At 58.7% G+C, this 18194-nt stretch carries 20 protein-coding genes; 15 read left to right on the forward strand and 5 right to left on the reverse strand.

Features of this window, described 5'->3' with window-relative positions:
* Positions 1-22: 22 nt before the first annotated feature.
* Positions 23-604 (forward strand): D-sedoheptulose 7-phosphate isomerase, encoded by a 582-nt coding sequence (gene lpcA / locus ACMGG9_RS03035; protein WP_004930220.1) that lies wholly within the window; start codon positions 23-25, stop codon positions 602-604.
* A gap of 102 nt (positions 605-706) precedes the next feature.
* Positions 707-1510, forward strand: a complete 804-nt coding sequence (locus ACMGG9_RS03040; RefSeq protein WP_019454310.1) for a class II glutamine amidotransferase — start codon at positions 707-709, stop codon at positions 1508-1510.
* Here ACMGG9_RS03040 and dpaA read toward each other — a convergent pair.
* Positions 1445-2212, reverse strand: a complete 768-nt coding sequence (dpaA, locus tag ACMGG9_RS03045) for a peptidoglycan meso-diaminopimelic acid protein amidase (protein ID WP_033641973.1) — start codon at positions 2210-2212, stop codon at positions 1445-1447. The two genes, ACMGG9_RS03040 and dpaA, sit on opposite strands and share 66 nt — an antisense overlap.
* Before the next feature lie 552 nt (positions 2213-2764).
* Between dpaA and ACMGG9_RS03050 the strand changes: the two genes are divergently transcribed.
* The 9 genes from ACMGG9_RS03050 (at position 2765) to ACMGG9_RS03090 (ending at position 10464) form a co-directional block, all read left to right on the forward strand.
* Positions 2765-4114: a Na(+)-translocating NADH-quinone reductase subunit A gene (locus ACMGG9_RS03050; RefSeq protein WP_042783737.1), complete on the forward strand. Its 1350-nt coding sequence runs from the start codon at positions 2765-2767 to the stop codon at positions 4112-4114.
* A 3-nt stretch (positions 4115-4117) separates the two neighbouring features.
* Entirely contained in the window at positions 4118-5359 is a 1242-nt protein-coding gene (locus ACMGG9_RS03055; protein ID WP_016928991.1) for an NADH:ubiquinone reductase (Na(+)-transporting) subunit B, read from the forward strand.
* Positions 5349-6143, forward strand: coding sequence for a Na(+)-translocating NADH-quinone reductase subunit C (locus tag ACMGG9_RS03060; RefSeq protein ID WP_033641975.1), 795 nt, complete (start codon positions 5349-5351; stop codon positions 6141-6143). The genes ACMGG9_RS03055 and ACMGG9_RS03060 overlap by 11 nt, the downstream gene beginning before the upstream one ends.
* Positions 6136-6765 (forward strand): NADH:ubiquinone reductase (Na(+)-transporting) subunit D, encoded by a 630-nt coding sequence (locus tag ACMGG9_RS03065; RefSeq protein WP_369401875.1) that lies wholly within the window; start codon positions 6136-6138, stop codon positions 6763-6765. The genes ACMGG9_RS03060 and ACMGG9_RS03065 overlap by 8 nt, the downstream gene beginning before the upstream one ends.
* Before the next feature lie 6 nt (positions 6766-6771).
* Positions 6772-7368 carry an NADH:ubiquinone reductase (Na(+)-transporting) subunit E gene (nqrE, locus tag ACMGG9_RS03070; protein ID WP_004930235.1) on the forward strand — a complete coding sequence of 199 codons (597 nt, stop codon included), beginning with the start codon at positions 6772-6774 and terminating at the stop codon, positions 7366-7368.
* A gap of 15 nt (positions 7369-7383) precedes the next feature.
* On the forward strand, positions 7384-8607 hold the full coding sequence (gene nqrF / locus ACMGG9_RS03075) for an NADH:ubiquinone reductase (Na(+)-transporting) subunit F (protein WP_033634097.1): 1224 nt from the start codon (positions 7384-7386) through the stop codon (positions 8605-8607).
* Positions 8608-9639 carry an FAD:protein FMN transferase gene (locus tag ACMGG9_RS03080; RefSeq protein ID WP_033651019.1) on the forward strand — a complete coding sequence of 344 codons (1032 nt, stop codon included), beginning with the start codon at positions 8608-8610 and terminating at the stop codon, positions 9637-9639. It begins immediately after the preceding gene.
* A gap of 7 nt (positions 9640-9646) precedes the next feature.
* A complete protein-coding gene (nqrM, locus tag ACMGG9_RS03085) occupies positions 9647-9874 on the forward strand; it encodes a (Na+)-NQR maturation NqrM (RefSeq protein WP_033651020.1) in 228 nt (75 codons plus the stop codon).
* 176 nt (positions 9875-10050) lie between these two features.
* The gene (locus ACMGG9_RS03090; RefSeq protein WP_033651021.1) at positions 10051-10464 is read left to right on the forward strand and encodes a putative T6SS immunity periplasmic lipoprotein; all 414 of its coding nucleotides are present in this window, start codon (positions 10051-10053) and stop codon (positions 10462-10464) included.
* A gap of 136 nt (positions 10465-10600) precedes the next feature.
* Here the strand turns inward: ACMGG9_RS03090 and ACMGG9_RS03095 are convergent, their stop codons facing one another.
* The 3 genes from ACMGG9_RS03095 to ACMGG9_RS03105 form a co-directional block, all read right to left on the reverse strand.
* Positions 10601-10810 carry a hypothetical protein gene (locus ACMGG9_RS03095; RefSeq protein ID WP_033651022.1) on the reverse strand — a complete coding sequence of 70 codons (210 nt, stop codon included), beginning with the start codon at positions 10808-10810 and terminating at the stop codon, positions 10601-10603.
* Complete coding sequence (locus ACMGG9_RS03100) at positions 10807-11325, reverse strand: type VI secretion system amidase effector protein Tae4 (RefSeq protein WP_071997793.1); 519 nt, start codon at positions 11323-11325, stop codon at positions 10807-10809. Before ACMGG9_RS03100 ends, ACMGG9_RS03095 begins: the two co-directional genes overlap by 4 nt.
* Before the next feature lie 388 nt (positions 11326-11713).
* Positions 11714-12610: a glycerophosphodiester phosphodiesterase family protein gene (locus tag ACMGG9_RS03105; protein WP_033651023.1), complete on the reverse strand. Its 897-nt coding sequence runs from the start codon at positions 12608-12610 to the stop codon at positions 11714-11716.
* Between the two features lie 183 nt (positions 12611-12793).
* On the opposite strand from ACMGG9_RS03105, the gene dinB reads away from it, so the two are divergent.
* Positions 12794-13855 (forward strand): DNA polymerase IV, encoded by a 1062-nt coding sequence (gene dinB / locus ACMGG9_RS03110; RefSeq protein ID WP_033641978.1) that lies wholly within the window; start codon positions 12794-12796, stop codon positions 13853-13855.
* Between the two features lie 42 nt (positions 13856-13897).
* Here dinB and pepD read toward each other — a convergent pair whose 3' ends face one another.
* On the reverse strand, positions 13898-15358 hold the full coding sequence (gene pepD / locus ACMGG9_RS03115) for a beta-Ala-His dipeptidase (protein WP_346423656.1): 1461 nt from the start codon (positions 15356-15358) through the stop codon (positions 13898-13900).
* 339 nt (positions 15359-15697) lie between these two features.
* Between pepD and gpt the strand changes: the two genes are divergently transcribed.
* The 3 genes from gpt (at position 15698) to crl (ending at position 18169) form a co-directional block, all read left to right on the forward strand.
* Positions 15698-16156 carry a xanthine phosphoribosyltransferase gene (gene gpt, locus ACMGG9_RS03120; protein WP_033651025.1) on the forward strand — a complete coding sequence of 153 codons (459 nt, stop codon included), beginning with the start codon at positions 15698-15700 and terminating at the stop codon, positions 16154-16156.
* A gap of 303 nt (positions 16157-16459) precedes the next feature.
* Positions 16460-17707 (forward strand): esterase FrsA, encoded by a 1248-nt coding sequence (gene frsA / locus ACMGG9_RS03125; protein WP_033651026.1) that lies wholly within the window; start codon positions 16460-16462, stop codon positions 17705-17707.
* Between the two features lie 60 nt (positions 17708-17767).
* Entirely contained in the window at positions 17768-18169 is a 402-nt protein-coding gene (gene crl / locus ACMGG9_RS03130) for a sigma factor-binding protein Crl (RefSeq protein ID WP_033641981.1), read from the forward strand.
* Positions 18170-18194 lie beyond the last annotated feature (25 nt).

An 18194-nucleotide genomic window follows, 5' to 3' on the forward strand; every position in this document is an offset into this window, starting at 1 on the left:
TGACGATAACAAGAGGTTCCTCATGTACCACGACCTTATTCGCAGTGAACTGAACGAAGCGGCTGATACCCTGGCGAAATTTATCAATGACGACGCCAACATCGACGCCATCCAACGCGCGGCGGTGCTGCTGGCGGACTCCTTCAAAGCCGGCGGTAAAGTGATCTCCTGCGGCAACGGCGGTTCCCATTGCGACGCGATGCACTTCGCCGAAGAGCTGACCGGCCGCTACCGTGAAAACCGCCCGGGCTACCCGGCGATTGCCATCTCGGACGTGAGCCATCTGTCCTGCGTCAGCAACGACTTCGGCTATGAGTATGTGTTCTCCCGCTATGTGGAAGCGGTGGGCCGCGAAGGCGACGTGCTGCTGGGCATTTCCACCTCCGGCAACTCCGGCAACATCATCAAGGCCATCGACGCGGCGCGCGCCAAGGGGATGAAAGTGATCACCCTGACCGGCAAGGACGGCGGCAAAATGGCGGGTTCCGCCGATGTGGAAATCCGTGTGCCGCACTTCGGCTACGCCGATCGCATTCAGGAAATCCACATCAAAGCGATTCACATCTTGATTCAGCTGATCGAAAAAGAGATGGTTAAGGCTTGATAGCCTTCGGGGGGCTCCGGCTCCCCCAGGAATAAGACAGCGGGCGCCGCATGCATGCCGCGCCCGCACAGCGTATGTCAGTGTGGTTAAGGAGTGCTGGCGATGTGTGAACTGCTCGGGATGAGCGCAAACGTACCGACCGATATCTGCTTCAGCTTTACCGGCCTGGTACAGCGCGGCGGCCGCACCGGGCCGCATAAGGATGGCTGGGGCATTACCTTCTATGAAGGGAACGGCTGCCGCACATTCAAGGATCCGCAGCCGAGCTTCAACTCGCCGATCGCCCGCCTGGTGCAGGACTATCCGATCAAGTCTTGCGCGGTGGTGTCCCATATTCGCCAGGCCAACCGCGGCGAAGTGGCGCTGGAAAACACCCATCCGTTCACCCGCGAACTGTGGGGCCGCAACTGGACCTACGCGCACAACGGCCAATTGAAAGGCTATCGCCAGCTGGATACCGGCACGTTTCGCCCGGTCGGCCAGACCGACAGCGAATACGCGTTTTGCTGGCTGCTGCATCAGCTGGCGTTGAAATACCCGCGCACCCCGAGCCAGTGGCCGGCGGTGTTCCGCTATATCGGCCTGTTGGCGAGCCAGCTGCGCAAGAAAGGGGTGTTCAACATGCTGTTGTCGGACGGGCGCTTCGTGATGGCCTATTGCTCCACCAACCTGTATTGGATCACGCGCCGCGCGCCGTTCGGCAAGGCGACGCTACTGGATCAGGACGTGGAGATCGATTTTCAGCAGCAGACCACACCGAACGATGTGGTCACGGTGATCGCCACCCAACCGCTGACCGCCAACGAAACCTGGCACAAGATTGAGCCAGGCGAGTTCGCGTTATTTCACTTCGGTGAGCGGCTTGTTCTGAGCGAAGGGATTGGTGTTGGGCGTCGGGCTGGTTGACGCGTACTGCGTCATCTGGCCGCTGCTCATCAACGGTTGACCCAGCACATACTGGCCGTTGTCCACGGTCATCATCGGCGGCTGGTGGTTCTTCGCGAAGTAATCATAGCCCGGCTTCAGCTGGCGCCAGAAGGCGATATAGCTGGATGACGCATGGCGCTTCAGGTTCTGTTCGGTCATGCGGAACGGGTAGATGCTGATGTCTACGCGGCTTTGGCCATAGGCGAAGGCGGCTTCGACGTAGCGATAGATCTCATCCATATATGTGTTGGTCATCGCGTAACAGCCGATCGATTTACATTCGCCGTGGATCATCAGATAAGCGCCGGAATAGCCCTGCGACTTATCGTAATCATTAGGGAAACCGATATTGATCGCCCGATAATACTTGCTGTCGGGTTTCAGATGGCGCGCGTCAACGCTATAAAAGCCTTCCGGACTTTTAAAGTCGCCTTCACGACGTTTAGGACCCAGCCCGCCGGAGAAATTACAGATCGGGAACGTATTGACCAAGCGGAATTCATTGCCCATTTTGGCATACAATTCCAGCTTACGTTCCTCTTTGAAGATCTGAATATAGACCGGCGACCCCAATAATTGCTGTTTAACTACCGGCGCTTCGGGTACCTGCTCGCTGGCGCTGCAGGCCGTGATCATCGGCATAGAAACAAGCATCGCAAACAACAGCGCGATTTTGCTCATTATTATTCCTGCTTATATTTATCTGCCGGCGCAATGAGATTGGCCAGCGTGCCACTGATTATTGTTTTTACTGCTGCAAAACACCGCCAGATTACCAGCGCGTTTATTTTTAGCAATACGTGATATGTATAAAAAAACGACAAAGCTCGATAAAAGTGAAATGACCGGCAGATTTTAACGATAAGTAGTGAAAAACAGGCGAAATTTAATTGCGTTTGCTTGACACAAGTCACGACGGAACGCAGAACAATGTTGCGAACAATGTTAATATTCTCTCTTCAATTTAACGCGCTGTGGCGATTGAAGCGGCAAGAGTTATTGCATATAACCCTGCCGTTTTGATGGTTATTTGGCTACATGCCGTTAACACATCGACTGTCGCGCAAACAACGGAAGGGGGATTCAAGGGAATGCGCGTTACCCCAGTTTTTCACTGCGAGAAAGTTCATGTTGGGCGTGCCGTTGTGCGCACTGCCCGGCAATCCTGGCATCGTCAGCACCCGCCTCTGGGGCCGGTCAGACGTGTAAACCAAACTACATCGTATAAATCCTATGATTAAGATCAGAAAAGGGTTAGATCTGCCGATAGCCGGAGCCCCGGTTCAGGCGATCCAAGATGGCCCGAACATTCAGCATGTCGCCCTGCTTGGGGAAGAGTATGTCGGAATGCGTCCCTCCATGCTGGTGCAGGAAGGCGATACCGTTAAGAAAGGCCAGGCGTTGTTCGAAGATAAGAAAAACCCCGGGGTTTTCTTCACGGCTCCCGCCAGCGGCCGCATCGTCGCGATTAACCGCGGCGAGCGGCGCGTCTTGCAATCGGTGGTGATTGCGCTGGAAAACGGCGGCGACGATCAGCTTGAGTTTGCGCATTATCCGTTGGGTGAACTCAGCCAACTGCCGCGCGAACAGGTCGAAAGCGAACTGATCGCCAGCGGCCTGTGGACCGCGCTGCGCACCCGCCCGTTCAGCAAAACGCCAAGCCCCGGCAGCGAACCGCGCGCCATTTTCGTCACCGCGATGGATACCCAACCGTTGGCCGCCGATCCGCAGGTGATCATCGCCGAACAGCAGGCGGCGTTCAACGCCGGGCTGGTGGTCTTGGCGCGTCTGACGGCGGGTAAGGTACACGTATGCCACGCCGCCGGCGCCTCGGTTGGCCAGCAGAGCGGCCCGCAGATCGCCTACAGCGAATTTGCCGGCCCGCATCCCGCCGGGCTGGTGGGCACCCACATTCACTTCCTTGAACCGGTCAGCCTGAAGAAAACCGTTTGGCACATCGGTTACCAGGACGCGATCGCCATCGGCACCCTGTTCACCACCGGTAAGCTCGATACCCGCCGGGTCGTGGCGCTGGCCGGGCCGCAGGTGGCGCAGCCGACGCTGCTGCGCACCCGCCTGGGAGCCAGCCTCGATGAGCTGACCGCCGGCCGCCTGAAAGAGGGCGAGAACCGGGTGATCTCCGGTTCGGTGCTGAACGGTATGCAGGCCGCCGGGCCGAACGCCTGGCTGGGCCGTTTCCACTCGCAGGTGTCGGTGCTGGAAGAAGGGCGCGACAAAGAGCTGTTCGGCTGGATCGTGCCGTCGCCGAACAAGTTCTCTATTACCCGCACCACGCTGGGCCACTTCCTGAAAAACAAACTGTTCGCCTTCTCGACCACCACTAACGGCGGCGAACGCGCCATGGTGCCGATCGGCAACTATGAGCGGGTGATGCCGCTGGATATTTTGCCGACGCTGCTGCTGCGCGATTTGCTGGCGGGCGACAGCGACAGTGCGCAGGCGCTGGGCTGCCTGGAGCTGGACGAGGAAGATCTGGCGTTGTGCACCTTCGTTTGCCCCGGCAAGTATGAGTACGCGCCGGTGCTGCGCGAGGTGCTGACCAAGATTGAGCAGGAAGGATAACCAATGGGCCTGAAGAATTATTTTGAGAAGATAGAGCATCACTTCACGCCGGGCGGCAAACTGGAAAAGTGGTACCCGCTGTATGAAGCGACCACCACGGTGTTTTATACCCCCGGCACGGTGACGCGCGGCGCTTCGCACGTGCGCGACGCCATCGATTTGAAACGCATGATGATCCTGGTGTGGCTGGCGGTGTTCCCGGCGATGTTCTGGGGCATGTACAACGTCGGCCAGCAGGCGATCCCGGCGCTGCACCATCTGTACAGCGGCGACGCGCTGCAACAGGTGCTGGCGGGCGACTGGCATTATCGCCTGGCGCAGTGGCTCGGCGCCTCGCTGGCAGCCGACGCCGGCTGGGTCAGCAAGATGGTGCTGGGCGCCTGTTACTTCCTGCCGATCTACGCCGTGGTGTTCGTCGTCGGCGGCTTCTGGGAAGTGTTGTTCGCCATTATCCGCAAGCATGAGGTCAACGAAGGCTTCTTCGTCACTTCTATCCTGTTCGCGCTGATCGTGCCGCCGACCCTGCCACTGTGGCAGGCCGCGCTGGGCATCACCTTCGGCGTGGTGGTGGCCAAAGAGATCTTCGGCGGCACCGGGCGCAACTTCCTCAACCCGGCGCTGGCCGGCCGCGCCTTCCTGTTCTTCGCCTATCCGGCGCAGATCTCCGGTGACTTGGTGTGGACCTCCGCGGACGGTTTCTCCGGCGCGACGCCGCTGGCGCAGTGGAGCGCTGGCGGGGCGCACAGCCTGAGCAACGTGGCCACCGGCCAGTCCATCAGTTGGCTGGACGCCTTCCTCGGCAACATTCCCGGCTCCATCGGTGAAGTCTCCACGCTGATGATCCTGATCGGCGGGGCGATTATCCTGTTCGGCCGCGTGGCCTCCTGGCGCATCGTCGCCGGCGTGATGCTCGGCATGGTGGCTTCCGCCCTGTTGTTCAACGCCATCGGTTCGGACACCAACCCGATGTTCGCCATGCCGTGGTACTGGCATCTGGTGCTGGGCGGCTTCGCCTTCGGCATGATCTTTATGGCGACCGACCCGGTTTCCGCCTCCTTCACCAACAAGGGGAAATGGTGGTACGGCATTCTGATCGGCGTGATGTGCGTGCTGATCCGGGTGGTCAACCCCGCCTATCCGGAAGGCATGATGCTGGCGATCCTGTTCGCCAACCTGTTCGCGCCGCTGTTCGATTATCTGGTGGTGCAGGCCAACATCAAGCGGAGAAAAGCCCGTGGCGAATGAAGCGAAAAACGACGGCATCGGTAAAACGCTGCTGGTAGTGCTGCTGCTGTGTCTGGTGTGTTCAGTGGTGGTGGCGGGCTCCGCCGTCGGCCTGAAGTCCAAACAGCAGGAGCAAAAGCTGCTCGACAAGCAGCGCAATATTCTCGACGTAGCCGGCCTGTTGCAGCCGAAAATGGAGAGCGAGCAGGTCAAGCGCCTGTATAGCGAGCGCATCGAACCGCGCCTGGTGGATCTGAACAGCGGCGAATTTGTCGCCGGCAAGGCGGCGGCGTTCGATCTGGGCGCCGCGCTGCGCGACGACGCCAAAAGCGTGGCGTTGCCCGCGGGCGACGATCCGGCCGGCATCAAGCGCCGCAGCAACCAGGCGGAAATCTACCTGGTGCGCGATGAAAGCGGCCAGGTGAACAAGATTGTGTTGCCGGTATACGGCACCGGTCTGTGGTCGATGATGTACGCCTTCGTGGCATTGGATAACGACGGCAACACGGTCAAGGGCATCACCTACTACGACCAGGGGGAAACGCCGGGGCTGGGCGGTGAGGTCGAGAACCCGTCCTGGCGCCAGCAGTGGGTCGGCAAGCAGCTGTTCGATGACAATGGCCAGCCGGCGATCCGCGTGGTGAAAGGCGGCGCGCGTCAGGGGGACGTACACGGGGTGGATGGCCTGTCCGGCGCCACGCTGACCTCCAACGGCGTGCAGCATACGTTTGATTTCTGGTTGGGCGAGCACGGCTTCGGCCCGTTCCTGAAAAAAGTTCGTGAAGGAGCGTTGAAAAATGGCTGATTCCAAAGAGATAAAGCGGGTCCTGCTGGGGCCGCTGTTCGACAATAACCCGATCGCCCTGCAGGTTCTGGGCGTCTGTTCGGCGCTGGCGGTGACCACCAAGCTGGAAACGGCGGTGGTGATGACCATTGCGGTGACGCTGGTGACCGCGTTCTCCAGCTTCTTCATCTCGCTGATCCGTCATCATATTCCCAACAGCGTGCGCATCATCGTGCAGATGGCGATCATCGCCTCGCTGGTGATCGTGGTCGATCAGCTGTTGCGCGCCTATGCGTTCGAGATCTCCAAGCAGCTGTCTGTGTTCGTCGGCCTTATCATCACCAACTGCATCGTGATGGGGCGCGCCGAGGCCTACGCCATGAAGTCGCCGCCGATCGAGAGCTTTATGGACGGCATCGGCAACGGGCTGGGTTACGGGGGGATCCTGGTGCTGGTCGGTTTCCTGCGCGAGCTGATTGGCTCCGGCAAGCTGTTCGGCGTTCCGGTGCTGGAAACGGTGCAGAACGGCGGCTGGTATCAGCCGAACGGCCTGTTCCTGCTGGCGCCGAGCGCGTTCTTCATCATCGGCCTGCTGATCTGGGTGCTGCGCACCCTGAAGCCGGCGCAGATCGAAAAGGAGTAAAGGCCGATGGAACACTATATCAGCCTGTTTGTGCGCGCGGTGTTCGTCGAGAACATGGCGCTGGCGTTCTTCCTCGGGATGTGTACTTTCCTGGCGGTGTCGAAGAAGGTGTCGACCGCCTTTGGCCTGGGCATCGCGGTGACCATCGTGCTCGGCATTTCGGTGCCGGTGAATAACCTGGTCTACAACCTGATCCTGCGCGACGGCGCGCTGGTGGAGGGCGTCGATCTGAGCTTCCTCAACTTCATCACCTTCATCGGCGTGATTGCGGCGCTGGTGCAGATTTTGGAGATGATCCTCGATCGCTTCTTCCCATCGCTGTATAACGCGCTCGGCATCTTCCTGCCGCTCATTACCGTGAACTGCGCCATCTTCGGCGGCGTGTCCTTCATGGTGCAGCGCGACTACAACTTCGCCGAATCGGTGGTGTACGGCTTTGGTTCCGGCACCGGCTGGATGCTGGCGATCGTCGCCATGGCGGGGATCCGCGAAAAACTCAAGTATGCCAACGTGCCGGCAGGGCTGCGCGGTCTGGGCATTACCTTTATCACCACCGGACTGATGGCGCTGGGCTTCATGTCCTTCTCCGGTGTTCAGTTGTAAAGGCGGGAAGAATTTATGGAAATTATTTTAGGCGTAGCGATGTTCACCGCCATCGTGATGGTGCTGGTGTTGCTGATCCTGTTCGCCAAATCGAAGCTGGTGAACACCGGCGACATCGCGGTGGAAATCAATGGCGATCTGGATAAAAGCTTCCATGCGCCTGCGGGCGACAAGCTGCTCAACGTGCTCTCCAGCCAGGGGATCTTCGTCTCCTCGGCTTGCGGCGGCGGCGGCTCCTGCGGCCAGTGCCGGGTGGTGATCAAAGAGGGCGGCGGCGATATCCTGCCGACCGAGCTCTCGCACATCAACAAGCGCGAAGCGAAAGAAGGGTGCCGCCTGGCGTGCCAGGTGAACGTGAAGCAGAACCTGAAGATCGAGCTGCCGGAAGAGATCTTCGGCGTGAAGAAATGGGAGTGCGAGGTTATCTCCAACGATAACAAAGCCACCTTTATCAAAGAGCTGAAGCTGAAGATCCCCGATGGCGAAGACGTGCCGTTCCGCGCGGGCGGTTTCATCCAGATCGAAGCGCCGGCGCACGACATCAGTTACGCCGACTTCGACGTGCCGCAGGAGTATCGCGGCGACTGGGACAAGTTCAACCTGTTCCGCTACCGTTCGACGGTGAACGACACCACGGTGCGCGCCTACTCGATGGCCAACTACCCGGAAGAGAAGGGCATCATCATGCTCAACGTGCGTATCGCCACACCGCCGCCGAACAATCCGGACGTGCCGCCGGGCATCATGTCTTCCTATATCTGGTCGCTGAAGCCGGGCGACAAGGTGACCATCTCCGGGCCGTTCGGCGAGTTCTTCGCCAAGGACACCGACGCCGAAATGATCTTTATCGGCGGCGGCGCGGGCATGGCGCCGATGCGTTCGCACATCTTCGATCAGCTCAAGCGTTTGAACTCGAAACGCAAGATCACCTTCTGGTACGGCGCGCGTTCGCTGCGCGAGATGTTCTATGAAGACGACTTCAACCAGCTGCAGGCGGAGAACGAAAACTTCACCTGGCACGTGGCGCTGTCGGATCCGCAGCCGGAAGATAACTGGACCGGCTACACCGGCTTTATCCATAATGTTCTGCTGGAGAACTACCTGAAGAACCACCCGGCGCCGGAGGACTGCGAGTTTTACATGTGCGGGCCGCCGATGATGAACGCCGCGGTGATCAAGATGCTCAAAGATCTGGGCGTCGAAGACGAAAACATCATGCTGGATGACTTTGGTGGCTAAATGCGCGCATTGGCGATGAAGAACTGGCTGACGGGCGTGGCGCTGAGCGCCACCCTGCTGCTGACCGGCTGCGGGCCGGAACAGGTGGACCTGACGGGTAAAACCATGGGCACCTCGTATTCGATCCGTTACGTGACCGGCGAAGATACGCCGTCGGCGCGCGAGATGCAGGCGGAGATCGACAAACGGCTGGAGCAGGTGAACGATCAGATGTCCACCTACCGACCGGATTCCGAGCTAAGCCGCTTCAACGCCAGCCGCGACATTGACCGGCCGTTCCCGGTTTCGCCGGCCACCGCCGAAGTGGTGCGCGAAGCGCTGCGCATCAACCGCGTCACCGATGGCGCGCTGGACGTGACCGTCGGGCCGCTGGTCAACCTGTGGGGCTTCGGCCCGGAAGGGCGGCCGGACAAAGTGCCGAGCGAGGCGGAGCTGGAGCATCGCCGCGCCTGGACCGGCGCCGACAAACTGTCGGTGCAGGGCAGCGCGCTGGTGAAAAGCATCCCTGAGCTGTACGTCGATCTGTCGTCGATCGCCAAAGGGTATGGCGTGGACGTGGTGGCGGAATATCTGCAGTCCCGGCATGTGAAGAACTACATGGTGGATATCGGCGGCGAGGTGCGCACGCGCGGGCATAACGGCGAACAAAAGCCGTGGCGCATTGCCATCGAGCGCCCGACCGCCGGTACGCAGCAGCAGGCGCAGCTGGTGATCCAACCCGGGGAGATGTCGATCGCCACCTCGGGTGACTATCGCAACTACTTCGAGCAAGACGGGGTGCGCTATTCGCACACCATCGATCCGATCACCGGGCGCCCAATCCATCATCGGTTGGTGTCGATCACCGTGCTGAGCCCGACCTGCATGACCGCCGACGGCCTGTCCACCGGCCTGAACGTGATGGGGCCGGAGCGCGGCATGGCGCTGGCCAACCTGCTCGGCATCCCGGTGTTCATGATCGTGAAAACCGCCGACGGCTTTGAGGAGCGTTATTCAGACGCGTTCAAGCCCTATCTGAAAAAGCGTTCGTGAGGTTGCTATGTTGACGGTATTCGCCGCTACCTTCGTGTTGTTTCTGCTGATCGTCGGCGGCATGTCGCTGGGCTATGTGTTCAAACGCAAAAGCCTGCAGGGCAGCTGCGGCGGCATCACCGCGCTGGGCATGGAGAAAGTCTGCGACTGCCCGGAGCCGTGCGATGCGCGCAAAAAACGCGAAGCCAAAGCGGCGCAGAGGCGCAAGCAGTTGGAAAAGCACCGCATTCTGTAGCTGTAGCGAAAACCCGGCCTTGGCCGGGTTTTTTATTTGAGGCCTTGCCGAAAGGCGCATGAACGTTTGGCTGGGTGCGATTAACAATGGCGTGAATTTTCAGGGCGTAACGGATAAAACGATCGCCAGAAAATACGAATATACGCTTTCTCAGTTTCTTAAGCAGAGGTAACAGGATGAACCGCATTATTTTGGTTGGAACGCTAACTTTGCTGCTCGCCGGCTGCATGCACATGAACGATCCGAGGCCAAAAAACTACGCGGCCAACGTCACTGTCGTTGATAACCACGTTTGTGTGCGGGTTCAACCTGAAGGGGACGAGCGGTTGGCCGGCGTTATTATCGAAGAAATCGGCAACGCTATCTTCGGCAAGCACTTCACGGATAACGAGATGCCTGCGGTCACCGCGGCTACGTGCATTCCCGGCGATAATTATAAATTCGAAGACGGGAAGTCTTACGGGGTATCGGTGACGCTGTTGTCGCCGGATAAACGAAATAAAGGCCTTGAGCCTGCCGCCCGGCTATTCGGCGTTGGGTTTAGTGTTCGCAATGAAAATGGCTTCATCCAGGTAGTTCCTGCTCGCTAACGGATGTTGAAAGCCATACGGGCATAAGGTGGGATGTCGAACCGCCTTATGCCGTAGCCGGTTACTTATTTCGCCTTGCGGAAGCTTTTCGTATCGATGTAAGGCATCAGCGTTCAACGCATTCATTTATGAGGGGTTATTTACTTTTGGAATAGGCCAGGTTGCCGAGTGAACCTCCCACGAAACAGCACAACACCAGGCCAATCGCCAGCAACTCGAAGTTAGCCGACATCTGATCCTCGCCCTCAACGTGGCCAATAATCCAGTCTGAGAGAAAGGGAAAAGCCAGGAGCATGAGGCCGATACCTATTATCGCACCGGCAATAATTGCTGCTATCCGTTTCATATCACCTGCCAGAACCAGACTTCTTTTGATTTAAAAAAATCGCTAAAACGCCCATCCCAAGAAAGCCCCCATTGAATACGAAAATAGCTCGATAGTGTGGTTAAACGAGAACCGTTCCACAGATCTATATGATCTCCCGAGCGATTGCGAAAGTTTTCATTCCCTCGCTGCCAGTAATCTTTAAAAAAGATAATGCCGGTTTTGCCTTTCAGCACCCGCTCAAACTGGTTGGGTGTGACTTTTACCATGCGTCCTAGCCCCGGTATCGGTGTTCGTGCTAAAGCATTTGCCAGTTCTTCAGCACGCAAAATATGGCCCTCACTTTTCTTGTGTAACCAACAAAAGTTCACGCCTGATAATTTACTGACATCATACCCACAATGAACCAAAGCTGCACCGATGCGTATAGCACACTGATCATCAAAGGCTTTATCACCATGGACAGTGCGGCATGGATACTCATCCCCATTGATTTGAGGATGTTTTCCCCAAAGTTTGTTAAAAGTTATCGACATATAATTCCTTTTAAATCATTCCATTATTCTCTAGCCCTCCGATGCCATAGCATATGTTGATACCCGTAGAGCTATTTAGATGAGTGGAGGTGCTATTTAGAAAAGTCTAAGAAAGACTGATTGTTGGCGTCTTTCCAAAGATGGCCAGATCCTAGAGTATTGCCGTCACTAATGGTGATGTTTTGTTCGAAAAATAGACGTTGATCGCATTATGAGAAGAGGATATTTATGCACCGAATATTATGTGGCTATACGTTTTATTTTTAATATATTTAATTGATAATAAATAAAATATTAATATTGATTGATTGTGAAATCCCGGAGAAATTCCCTTCATTGGGGAGCATGAGTATCCCCATTTCCTCAGATTTTCTCCGGTGTTCTATTGTTATTTCGCCTTGCGGAAGCTTTTCGCCTCGGCCGGGGAGTTAACCATCACGCCGTCAGCGCCCAGCGCCAGCGCCTGCTGATATTCCTGCGGCGAGTTGACCCCGAACAGGATGATGTGCGCCGGGCCCTGCGAGCGGAAACAGTCCATCGACTCTTTATCCCAGGTCAGAAACGCCTTCGAACGCCCTTCGCCGAGGGTATATTTCTCTACCACCTCCACCTCGCGTTTCAGCTCCAGCCCGTACCAGCGCGGCTGCCGGTTGTCCGGTTTGACGTCGCACTGGTGCGCCATGGTGACGTTGGCCAGCAGCGTGCGGGTCTCGTCGCGGCTTTCAAAGCGCGGGATGGCCGGCGGCAGCGCCTGCAGGTATTTGGCGTCGGTAGAGTAGACGCGGGTGCGGTTCAGGCTGTCAGTGCTTTGCAACGTCGCCAGCAGCGCCTGGCCAAACTGCGCCGGATCGGCGTCCGGGGATTTGATGTCCAGATAGAAAGTGACGTGCGGAAACGCTTTAAGCACGTCGTCGAGGCGCGGTATGCCGATGCCCTGGCCGCGGAACGGGTGGGCGTCACCCTTGGCGAAGGCCCAGCCGGCATCGGTCTCGGCCAACTGCGCGGCGGTATAGGCAGAGACCGGACCCTGCCGGTTGGTCAACGCTTTCAGATCCGAGGGGCGATACAGCACGATGACGCCGTCTTTGGATTCTTGCAGGGTGATCCAAATGGCGTCGGCGCCGTTTTTCAATGCCGTTTCGATAGCGATGCGGGTGTTTTCCGGCGCATCGGCGGTGCCGCCGCGGTGGGCGACGATCGCCGGCGCATGACCGGCGGCGGCGCTGGCCGCCAGCGCGCTCAGCGACAGCGCGGAAGCCAGCAGCAAATGAGAAAATCTGATCATGTAGGGTACCTTGTCGTTATCGTTGTGGAGAGCCGCACGGGATGGCGGAAATCATACTATTGAAAAATTAAGCTTTTTTAACAACGCGGAAATATCTGGCGGAAACGCCGCTTTCCTCGAGCTCCGCGGCCTTGAGCTTTCGGTATCTGACTGTATACTTATACAGTATTACTGGAGGGTGCGATGCGTAAAATCATTCATGTCGATATGGACTGCTTCTTCGCGGCGGTGGAAATGCGCGACGATCCCAGCCTGCGCGATATTCCGCTGGCGATTGGCGGCAGCGCCGATCGGCGCGGGGTGATCAGCACCGCCAACTACCCGGCGCGGCGCTATGGCGTACACAGCGCCATGTCCACGGCGATGGCGCTCAAGCTGTGCCCGCATCTCACCCTGCTGCCGGGGCGCATGGCGGCCTATAAAGAGGCTTCGCTGCACATCCGTGAAATCTTCGCCCGCTATACCCCGTTGATCGAGCCGCTGTCGCTTGATGAAGCCTATCTCGACGTGACCGACAGCCCGCAATGCAACGGTTCGGCGACGCTGATCGCCCAGGAAATCCGTCAGGCGATTGCCGACGAGCTGAACCTGACCGCGTCGGCCGGCGTCGCGCCGATCAAGTTTCTCGCCAAAATCGCCTCCGAGATGAACAAGCCGAACGGGCAATACGTGATCACGCCGGCGCAGGTGCCGGCGTTTTTGCAGCAGCTGCCGCTCAGCAAGATCCCCGGCGTCGGCAAGGTGACCGCCAAACGGCTGGAGGAAGTGGGGCTCATCACCTGCGCCGACGTGCAGCAATACGATTTGGCGCAGTTGCTCAAGCGCTTCGGCAAGTTTGGCCGGGTGTTGTGGGAGCGGTGTCAGGGCATCGATCGGCGCGAAATCTCGGCGGAGCGGCTGCGCAAATCGGTGGGGGTGGAGCGCACGCTGGCGGAAGACATTCACGACTGGGAAGACTGCGAAACGCTGATTATCGACAAACTCTATCCCGAGCTGGAGATGCGGCTGCGCAAGGTAAAGCCGGATCTGCACATCGCCCGGCAGGGCGTGAAGCTGAAGTTTCAGGATTTTCAGCAAACCACCCAGGAGCACGTCTTCCCGGTGTTGAACCGGCAGGATTTGCTGGAGGTGGCGCGGCAGGCGTGGCGCGAGCGGCGCGAAGGGCGCGGCGTGCGGCTGGTGGGGTTGCATGTGACACTGCTCGATCCGCAGTTGGAGCGGCAGCTGGCGCTGCCTTGGGAATAAAAAAGCCGGCGAGTCGCCGGCTTTTTGCGTTAAGCGCGCAGATTACACGCGCTCAGGGATCGCTTTCAGCAGCGAGGTCAGCAGCTTCCAGTACAGACCGACGCTTTCGATATGCACTTGCTCATCCGGCGAGTGCGGGCCGGTGATGGTTGGCCCGATCGATACCATATCCATGTTTGGATACGGCTTTTTGAACAGACCGCATTCCAGACCGGCGTGGATCACCATGATGTTCGGCGTCTTGTTGAACAGCTCCTGATACAGCTCGCGCACCAGGTGCATCACCGGCGAGTCGGCGTCCGGCTGCCAGCCCGGGTAGCCACCCTTCGGCGCCACGTTAGCGCCGGCCAGCTGGCCCAGCGCGGTCAGCATCTCGACAACGTAATCTTTGCCGCTGTCGATCAGGGAGCGGATCAGGCAGATGATTTCCGCTTCGTTTTCGCTGGTGGTGACTACGCCGACGTTCAGCGAGGTTTCCACCACGCCTTTCACCGCGTCGCTCATGCGGATCACGCCGTTCGGCGTGCCGTTCAGCAGCGCCAGGAAGCGTTGCTGGCTGTCGGCGCTCAGCGCCTGCGAAGCGCTGGTGGTCGGCTCCAGCAGCACGGTGATGTTCTTCTCTTTGGCGGAGAGTTCGTTCTGCAGCACGGCCAGGAACTCTTGGCTCAGCGCTTTCAGCGCGTCGGCTTTTTCTGCCGGCACCGCTACCACCGCGGAGGCTTCACGCGGGATGGCGTTGCGCAGGGTGCCGCCGTTCAGGTCCAGCACGCGCAGGTTCAGCGCCTCCGCATGGGCGAACAGGAAGCGCGCCAGCAGTTTGTTGGCGTTGCCCAGCCCGACGTGGATCTCGGCGCCGGAATGGCCGCCTTTCAGGCCCTTGAGAGTCAGCTTCAGGGTTTGGTAACCGGCCGGCACCGCTTCGCGCTGCAGCGGCAGGGTAGTGATGAAGTCGATACCGCCGGCGCAACCCATGTAGATTTCGCCTTCTTCTTCGGAATCGGTATTGATCAGGATGTCCGCCTGCAGCCAGTTCGGCTGCAGCCCGAAGGCGCCGTCCATCCCCGCTTCTTCGGTCATGGTCAGCAGGACTTCCAGCGGGCCGTGCTCAACGCTGTCGTCGGCCAGCACCGCCAGGGCGGAGGCCATGCCGATGCCGTTATCGGCGCCCAGCGTGGTGCCGCGCGCTTTCACCCACTCGCCGGCGATATAAGGCTGGATCGGATCCTTGGCGAAGTCGTGCACGGTGTCGTTATTCTTTTGCGGCACCATGTCCAGGTGCGCTTGCAGCGCCACCGGCTTGCGATTTTCCATGCCTTTGGTGGCCGGTTTGCGCAGCAGAATATTGCCGACCTGATCGCGCTCGGCGTGCAGGTTCTTTTCTTTGGCCCAGGTGAGGATGTGCTGCGCCAGCGCTTCTTCATGATAAGAAGGGTGCGGGATAGAACAGATCTTGGCGAAAATATCCCACAGCGGCTGTGGCGAAAGCTGAGACAATTCAGACACTATAAGTCTCCTGTGACGGCAAGCTCCGACAGGACGGGCGTGCCGCGCGGTTAAGGTGAGCGGGTATCTGTGCGTCGTGGCACGATCGTCAGAGAATATCACTTTATTTCCGGCGGTGCGCGCCCCGTATTGTGCGGTTTAAGCGCTTGATCACACGGCTTCGCTGCGGGAACGCTCGTTTTTTCAGCATCAATCACCGAAAAGCCGCCCGGCGGAAATCGCGAGGTTTTCCTCGGTACAGCTGGAATTCAACGCGGCCAGTCTCTATAATCTCGCGCAACCTTTTTTCCCCTGAACTATAAAGTAAGCCGCTTCACCAGCCGGCTGGGACACGATTCTATGAGCGAAAAATACGTTGTTACCTGGGATATGCTGCAAATACACGCACGCAAGCTGGCGCACCGCCTGCTGCCTGCCGACAAATGGACGGGCATCATTGCCGTCAGCCGCGGCGGCCTGGTGCCGGCGGGCCTGCTGGCGCGCGAGCTGGGCATCCGCTATGTGGATACCGTCTGCATTTCCAGCTATGACCATGACAACCAGCGCGAAATGAAAGTGCTCAAGCGCGCCGAAGGCGACGGTGAAGGCTTCATCGTGGTGGACGATCTGGTGGATACCGGCGGCACCGCGAAAGCGATCCGCGACATGTATCCGAAAGCGCATTTCGTCACCATCTTCGCCAAGCCGGCGGGCCGTCCGCTGGTGGACGACTACGAAGTCGACATCCCGCAGGATACCTGGATCGAACAGCCGTGGGACATGGGCGTCAGCTTCGTTCCCCCTATCGGCGGTCGCTAAGTCCAGCCAGTTCCAGCCCAACGCCCGGTTATGCCGGGCGTTTGTTTAATGATAAACGTGATGGCGTTGTCAGGCTTACCGAAGGCAAGATATAAAAAATAAGGAAAATCAATTTATTGATTTTCGGCCGTTGACCACAAAGGAGGAAAAACCACGCTTTTTCCTCCTTTGTCAGCCGCCTGACGCCCGGTTATGCCGGGCGTTTGCGTTATCTTGGTTTATCCCGCCAGAGTTAGGTACACTACCTCCAGTTAAGTAGGCCTTTTGCGGCCTATCGCCAGATTTACGGAGGCTGTTGTTACCATGGCACAGGCCAACCTTTCTGAAATTCTTTTCAAGCCCAAATTCAAACACCCTGAAACCTCGACGCTGGTGCTGCGCGCGCGCAACAAAGTGAGCGCCGCCATGCATTCTGCATTGGAAGGCGACACTACCGGCAGCTGGTACCGCATGTTGAACCCGCTGCTGTGGGCCTGGCGCGGCGTCAGCCCGATCGAAATCCACGAAGTGCTGGCGCGTATCGCCGCCTCGGACGCCGAGCGCAGCAATCCGCAGCGGCTGGATACCGTGGTGGGCTACCGCAACGGCAACTGGATCTACGAGTGGATCCATCAGGGCATGCAGTGGCAGCAGCGGGCGACGGAGCAGCAGGATCCGCTGGTCGGCGGCGAGTACTGGCTGAAGGCCGCGAGCCTGTACAGCATCGCCGGTTACCCGCACCTGAAGGGCGACGAGCTGGCTGAACAGGCGGAGATGCTCGCCAACCGCGCTTACGAAGAGGCGGCGCTGCTGTTGCCGTATCAGCTGAAAGAGCTGGAGTTCCGCATCGAAGGCGGCGGCTGCGTCACCGGTTTCCTGCACATGCCCGAGAAGGGCGAAGCGCCGTTCCCGACGGTGCTGATGTGCGGCAGCCTCGATACGCTGCAGACCGACTATCACCGTCTGTTCCGCGACTACCTGGCGCCGCACGGCATCGCCATGCTGACGCTCGACATGCCGTCGATCGGCTCCTCCTGCAAGTGGAAGCTGACGCAGGACTCCAGCTACCTGCACCAGCAGGTGCTGATCCAGCTGGCCTCAGTGCCGTGGGTGGATCATCAGCGGGTGAGCGCCTTCGGCTTCCGTTTCGGCGCCAACGTGGCGGTGCGATTGGCCTACCTGGAGCCGCAGCGGCTGCGCGGCGTGGCCTGCCTGGGGCCGGTGGTGCATCGCCTGCTGTGTGACAGCAGCACCCAGCTGAACGTGCCGGACATGTATATGGACGTGCTGGCCAGCCGCATGGGCATGGCTAACGCCTCGGACAACGTGCTGAAGGTGGAACTGAACAGCTACTCGCTGAAAATGCAGGGGCTGCTGGGGCGCCGCTGCCCGACGCCGATGATCTCCGGCTACTGGGAGCGCGATACGCTCAGCCCGAAAGAGGAGTCGCAGCTGATCGTCACCTCTTCGGTGAGCGGCAAGCTGATCGCCATCCCGCGCACCCCGGTTTACGATAGCTTCCATCGGGCGCTGCTGCAGATGTCCGGCTGGCTGAAGGACAAAATGCGTTAATTAGTTGCTAAATTTTAACAGTTTGTTAAAAAGAGTGGTCTACATTGAGGAGGTTAGAGAATGACGTTACCGAGTGGTCACCCTAAAAGCCGACTAATGAAACGTTTTGCCAGCTTGGGGCCGTACCTGCGTGAAGGGCAATGTGAAAACGACCGGTTTTTCTTTGATTGTTTGGCCGTCTGCGTCAATGTAAAGCCCGCTCCGGAGAAGCGTGAGTTCTGGGGCTGGTGGATGGAGCTGCAGGCGGAAGAGGCGCGCTTCACCTATTCGTACCAATTCGGCCTGTTCGACAAAGAAGGCGACTGGACGGCGCAAAACATTAAGGATGATGAAGTGAGCGCCAAACTGGAAGACACCCTGCGCGACTTCCATCGCCGCCTGGGCGAGCTGCTGGCGACCATGGAACTGGGGCTGGAACCCGCCGACGATTTCAAAGAAAAACTGATCAAACTCTCCGCCTGACCCCGTTTGACCACGTATTGTGCTG

The organism is Serratia sp. BNK-10, assembly GCF_047456065.1.
GTDB lineage: Bacteria > Pseudomonadota > Gammaproteobacteria > Enterobacterales > Enterobacteriaceae > Serratia > Serratia ureilytica.

Bases quoted from the DNA above. Each gene is read 5' to 3' on its own strand.
- dpaA (WP_033641973.1), bottom strand. From the start codon at position 2,212: ATGAGCAAAATCGCGCTGTTGTTTGCGATGCTTGTTTCTATGCCGATG.
- lpcA (WP_004930220.1), top strand. From the start codon at position 23: ATGTACCACGACCTTATTCGCAGTGAACTGAACGAAGCGGCTGATACC.
- ACMGG9_RS03100 (WP_071997793.1), bottom strand. From the start codon at position 11,325: ATGTCGATAACTTTTAACAAACTTTGGGGAAAACATCCTCAAATCAAT.
- dinB (WP_033641978.1), top strand. From the start codon at position 12,794: ATGCGTAAAATCATTCATGTCGATATGGACTGCTTCTTCGCGGCGGTG.
- ACMGG9_RS03055 (WP_016928991.1), top strand. From the start codon at position 4,118: ATGGGCCTGAAGAATTATTTTGAGAAGATAGAGCATCACTTCACGCCG.
- ACMGG9_RS03050 (WP_042783737.1), top strand. From the start codon at position 2,765: ATGATTAAGATCAGAAAAGGGTTAGATCTGCCGATAGCCGGAGCCCCG.
- ACMGG9_RS03040 (WP_019454310.1), top strand. From the start codon at position 707: ATGTGTGAACTGCTCGGGATGAGCGCAAACGTACCGACCGATATCTGC.
- gpt (WP_033651025.1), top strand. From the start codon at position 15,698: ATGAGCGAAAAATACGTTGTTACCTGGGATATGCTGCAAATACACGCA.
- ACMGG9_RS03065 (WP_369401875.1), top strand. From the start codon at position 6,136: ATGGCTGATTCCAAAGAGATAAAGCGGGTCCTGCTGGGGCCGCTGTTC.
- ACMGG9_RS03080 (WP_033651019.1), top strand. From the start codon at position 8,608: ATGCGCGCATTGGCGATGAAGAACTGGCTGACGGGCGTGGCGCTGAGC.
- ACMGG9_RS03105 (WP_033651023.1), bottom strand. From the start codon at position 12,610: ATGATCAGATTTTCTCATTTGCTGCTGGCTTCCGCGCTGTCGCTGAGC.
- crl (WP_033641981.1), top strand. From the start codon at position 17,768: ATGACGTTACCGAGTGGTCACCCTAAAAGCCGACTAATGAAACGTTTT.
- ACMGG9_RS03090 (WP_033651021.1), top strand. From the start codon at position 10,051: ATGAACCGCATTATTTTGGTTGGAACGCTAACTTTGCTGCTCGCCGGC.
- ACMGG9_RS03095 (WP_033651022.1), bottom strand. From the start codon at position 10,810: ATGAAACGGATAGCAGCAATTATTGCCGGTGCGATAATAGGTATCGGC.
- nqrM (WP_033651020.1), top strand. From the start codon at position 9,647: ATGTTGACGGTATTCGCCGCTACCTTCGTGTTGTTTCTGCTGATCGTC.
- nqrE (WP_004930235.1), top strand. From the start codon at position 6,772: ATGGAACACTATATCAGCCTGTTTGTGCGCGCGGTGTTCGTCGAGAAC.
- frsA (WP_033651026.1), top strand. From the start codon at position 16,460: ATGGCACAGGCCAACCTTTCTGAAATTCTTTTCAAGCCCAAATTCAAA.
- nqrF (WP_033634097.1), top strand. From the start codon at position 7,384: ATGGAAATTATTTTAGGCGTAGCGATGTTCACCGCCATCGTGATGGTG.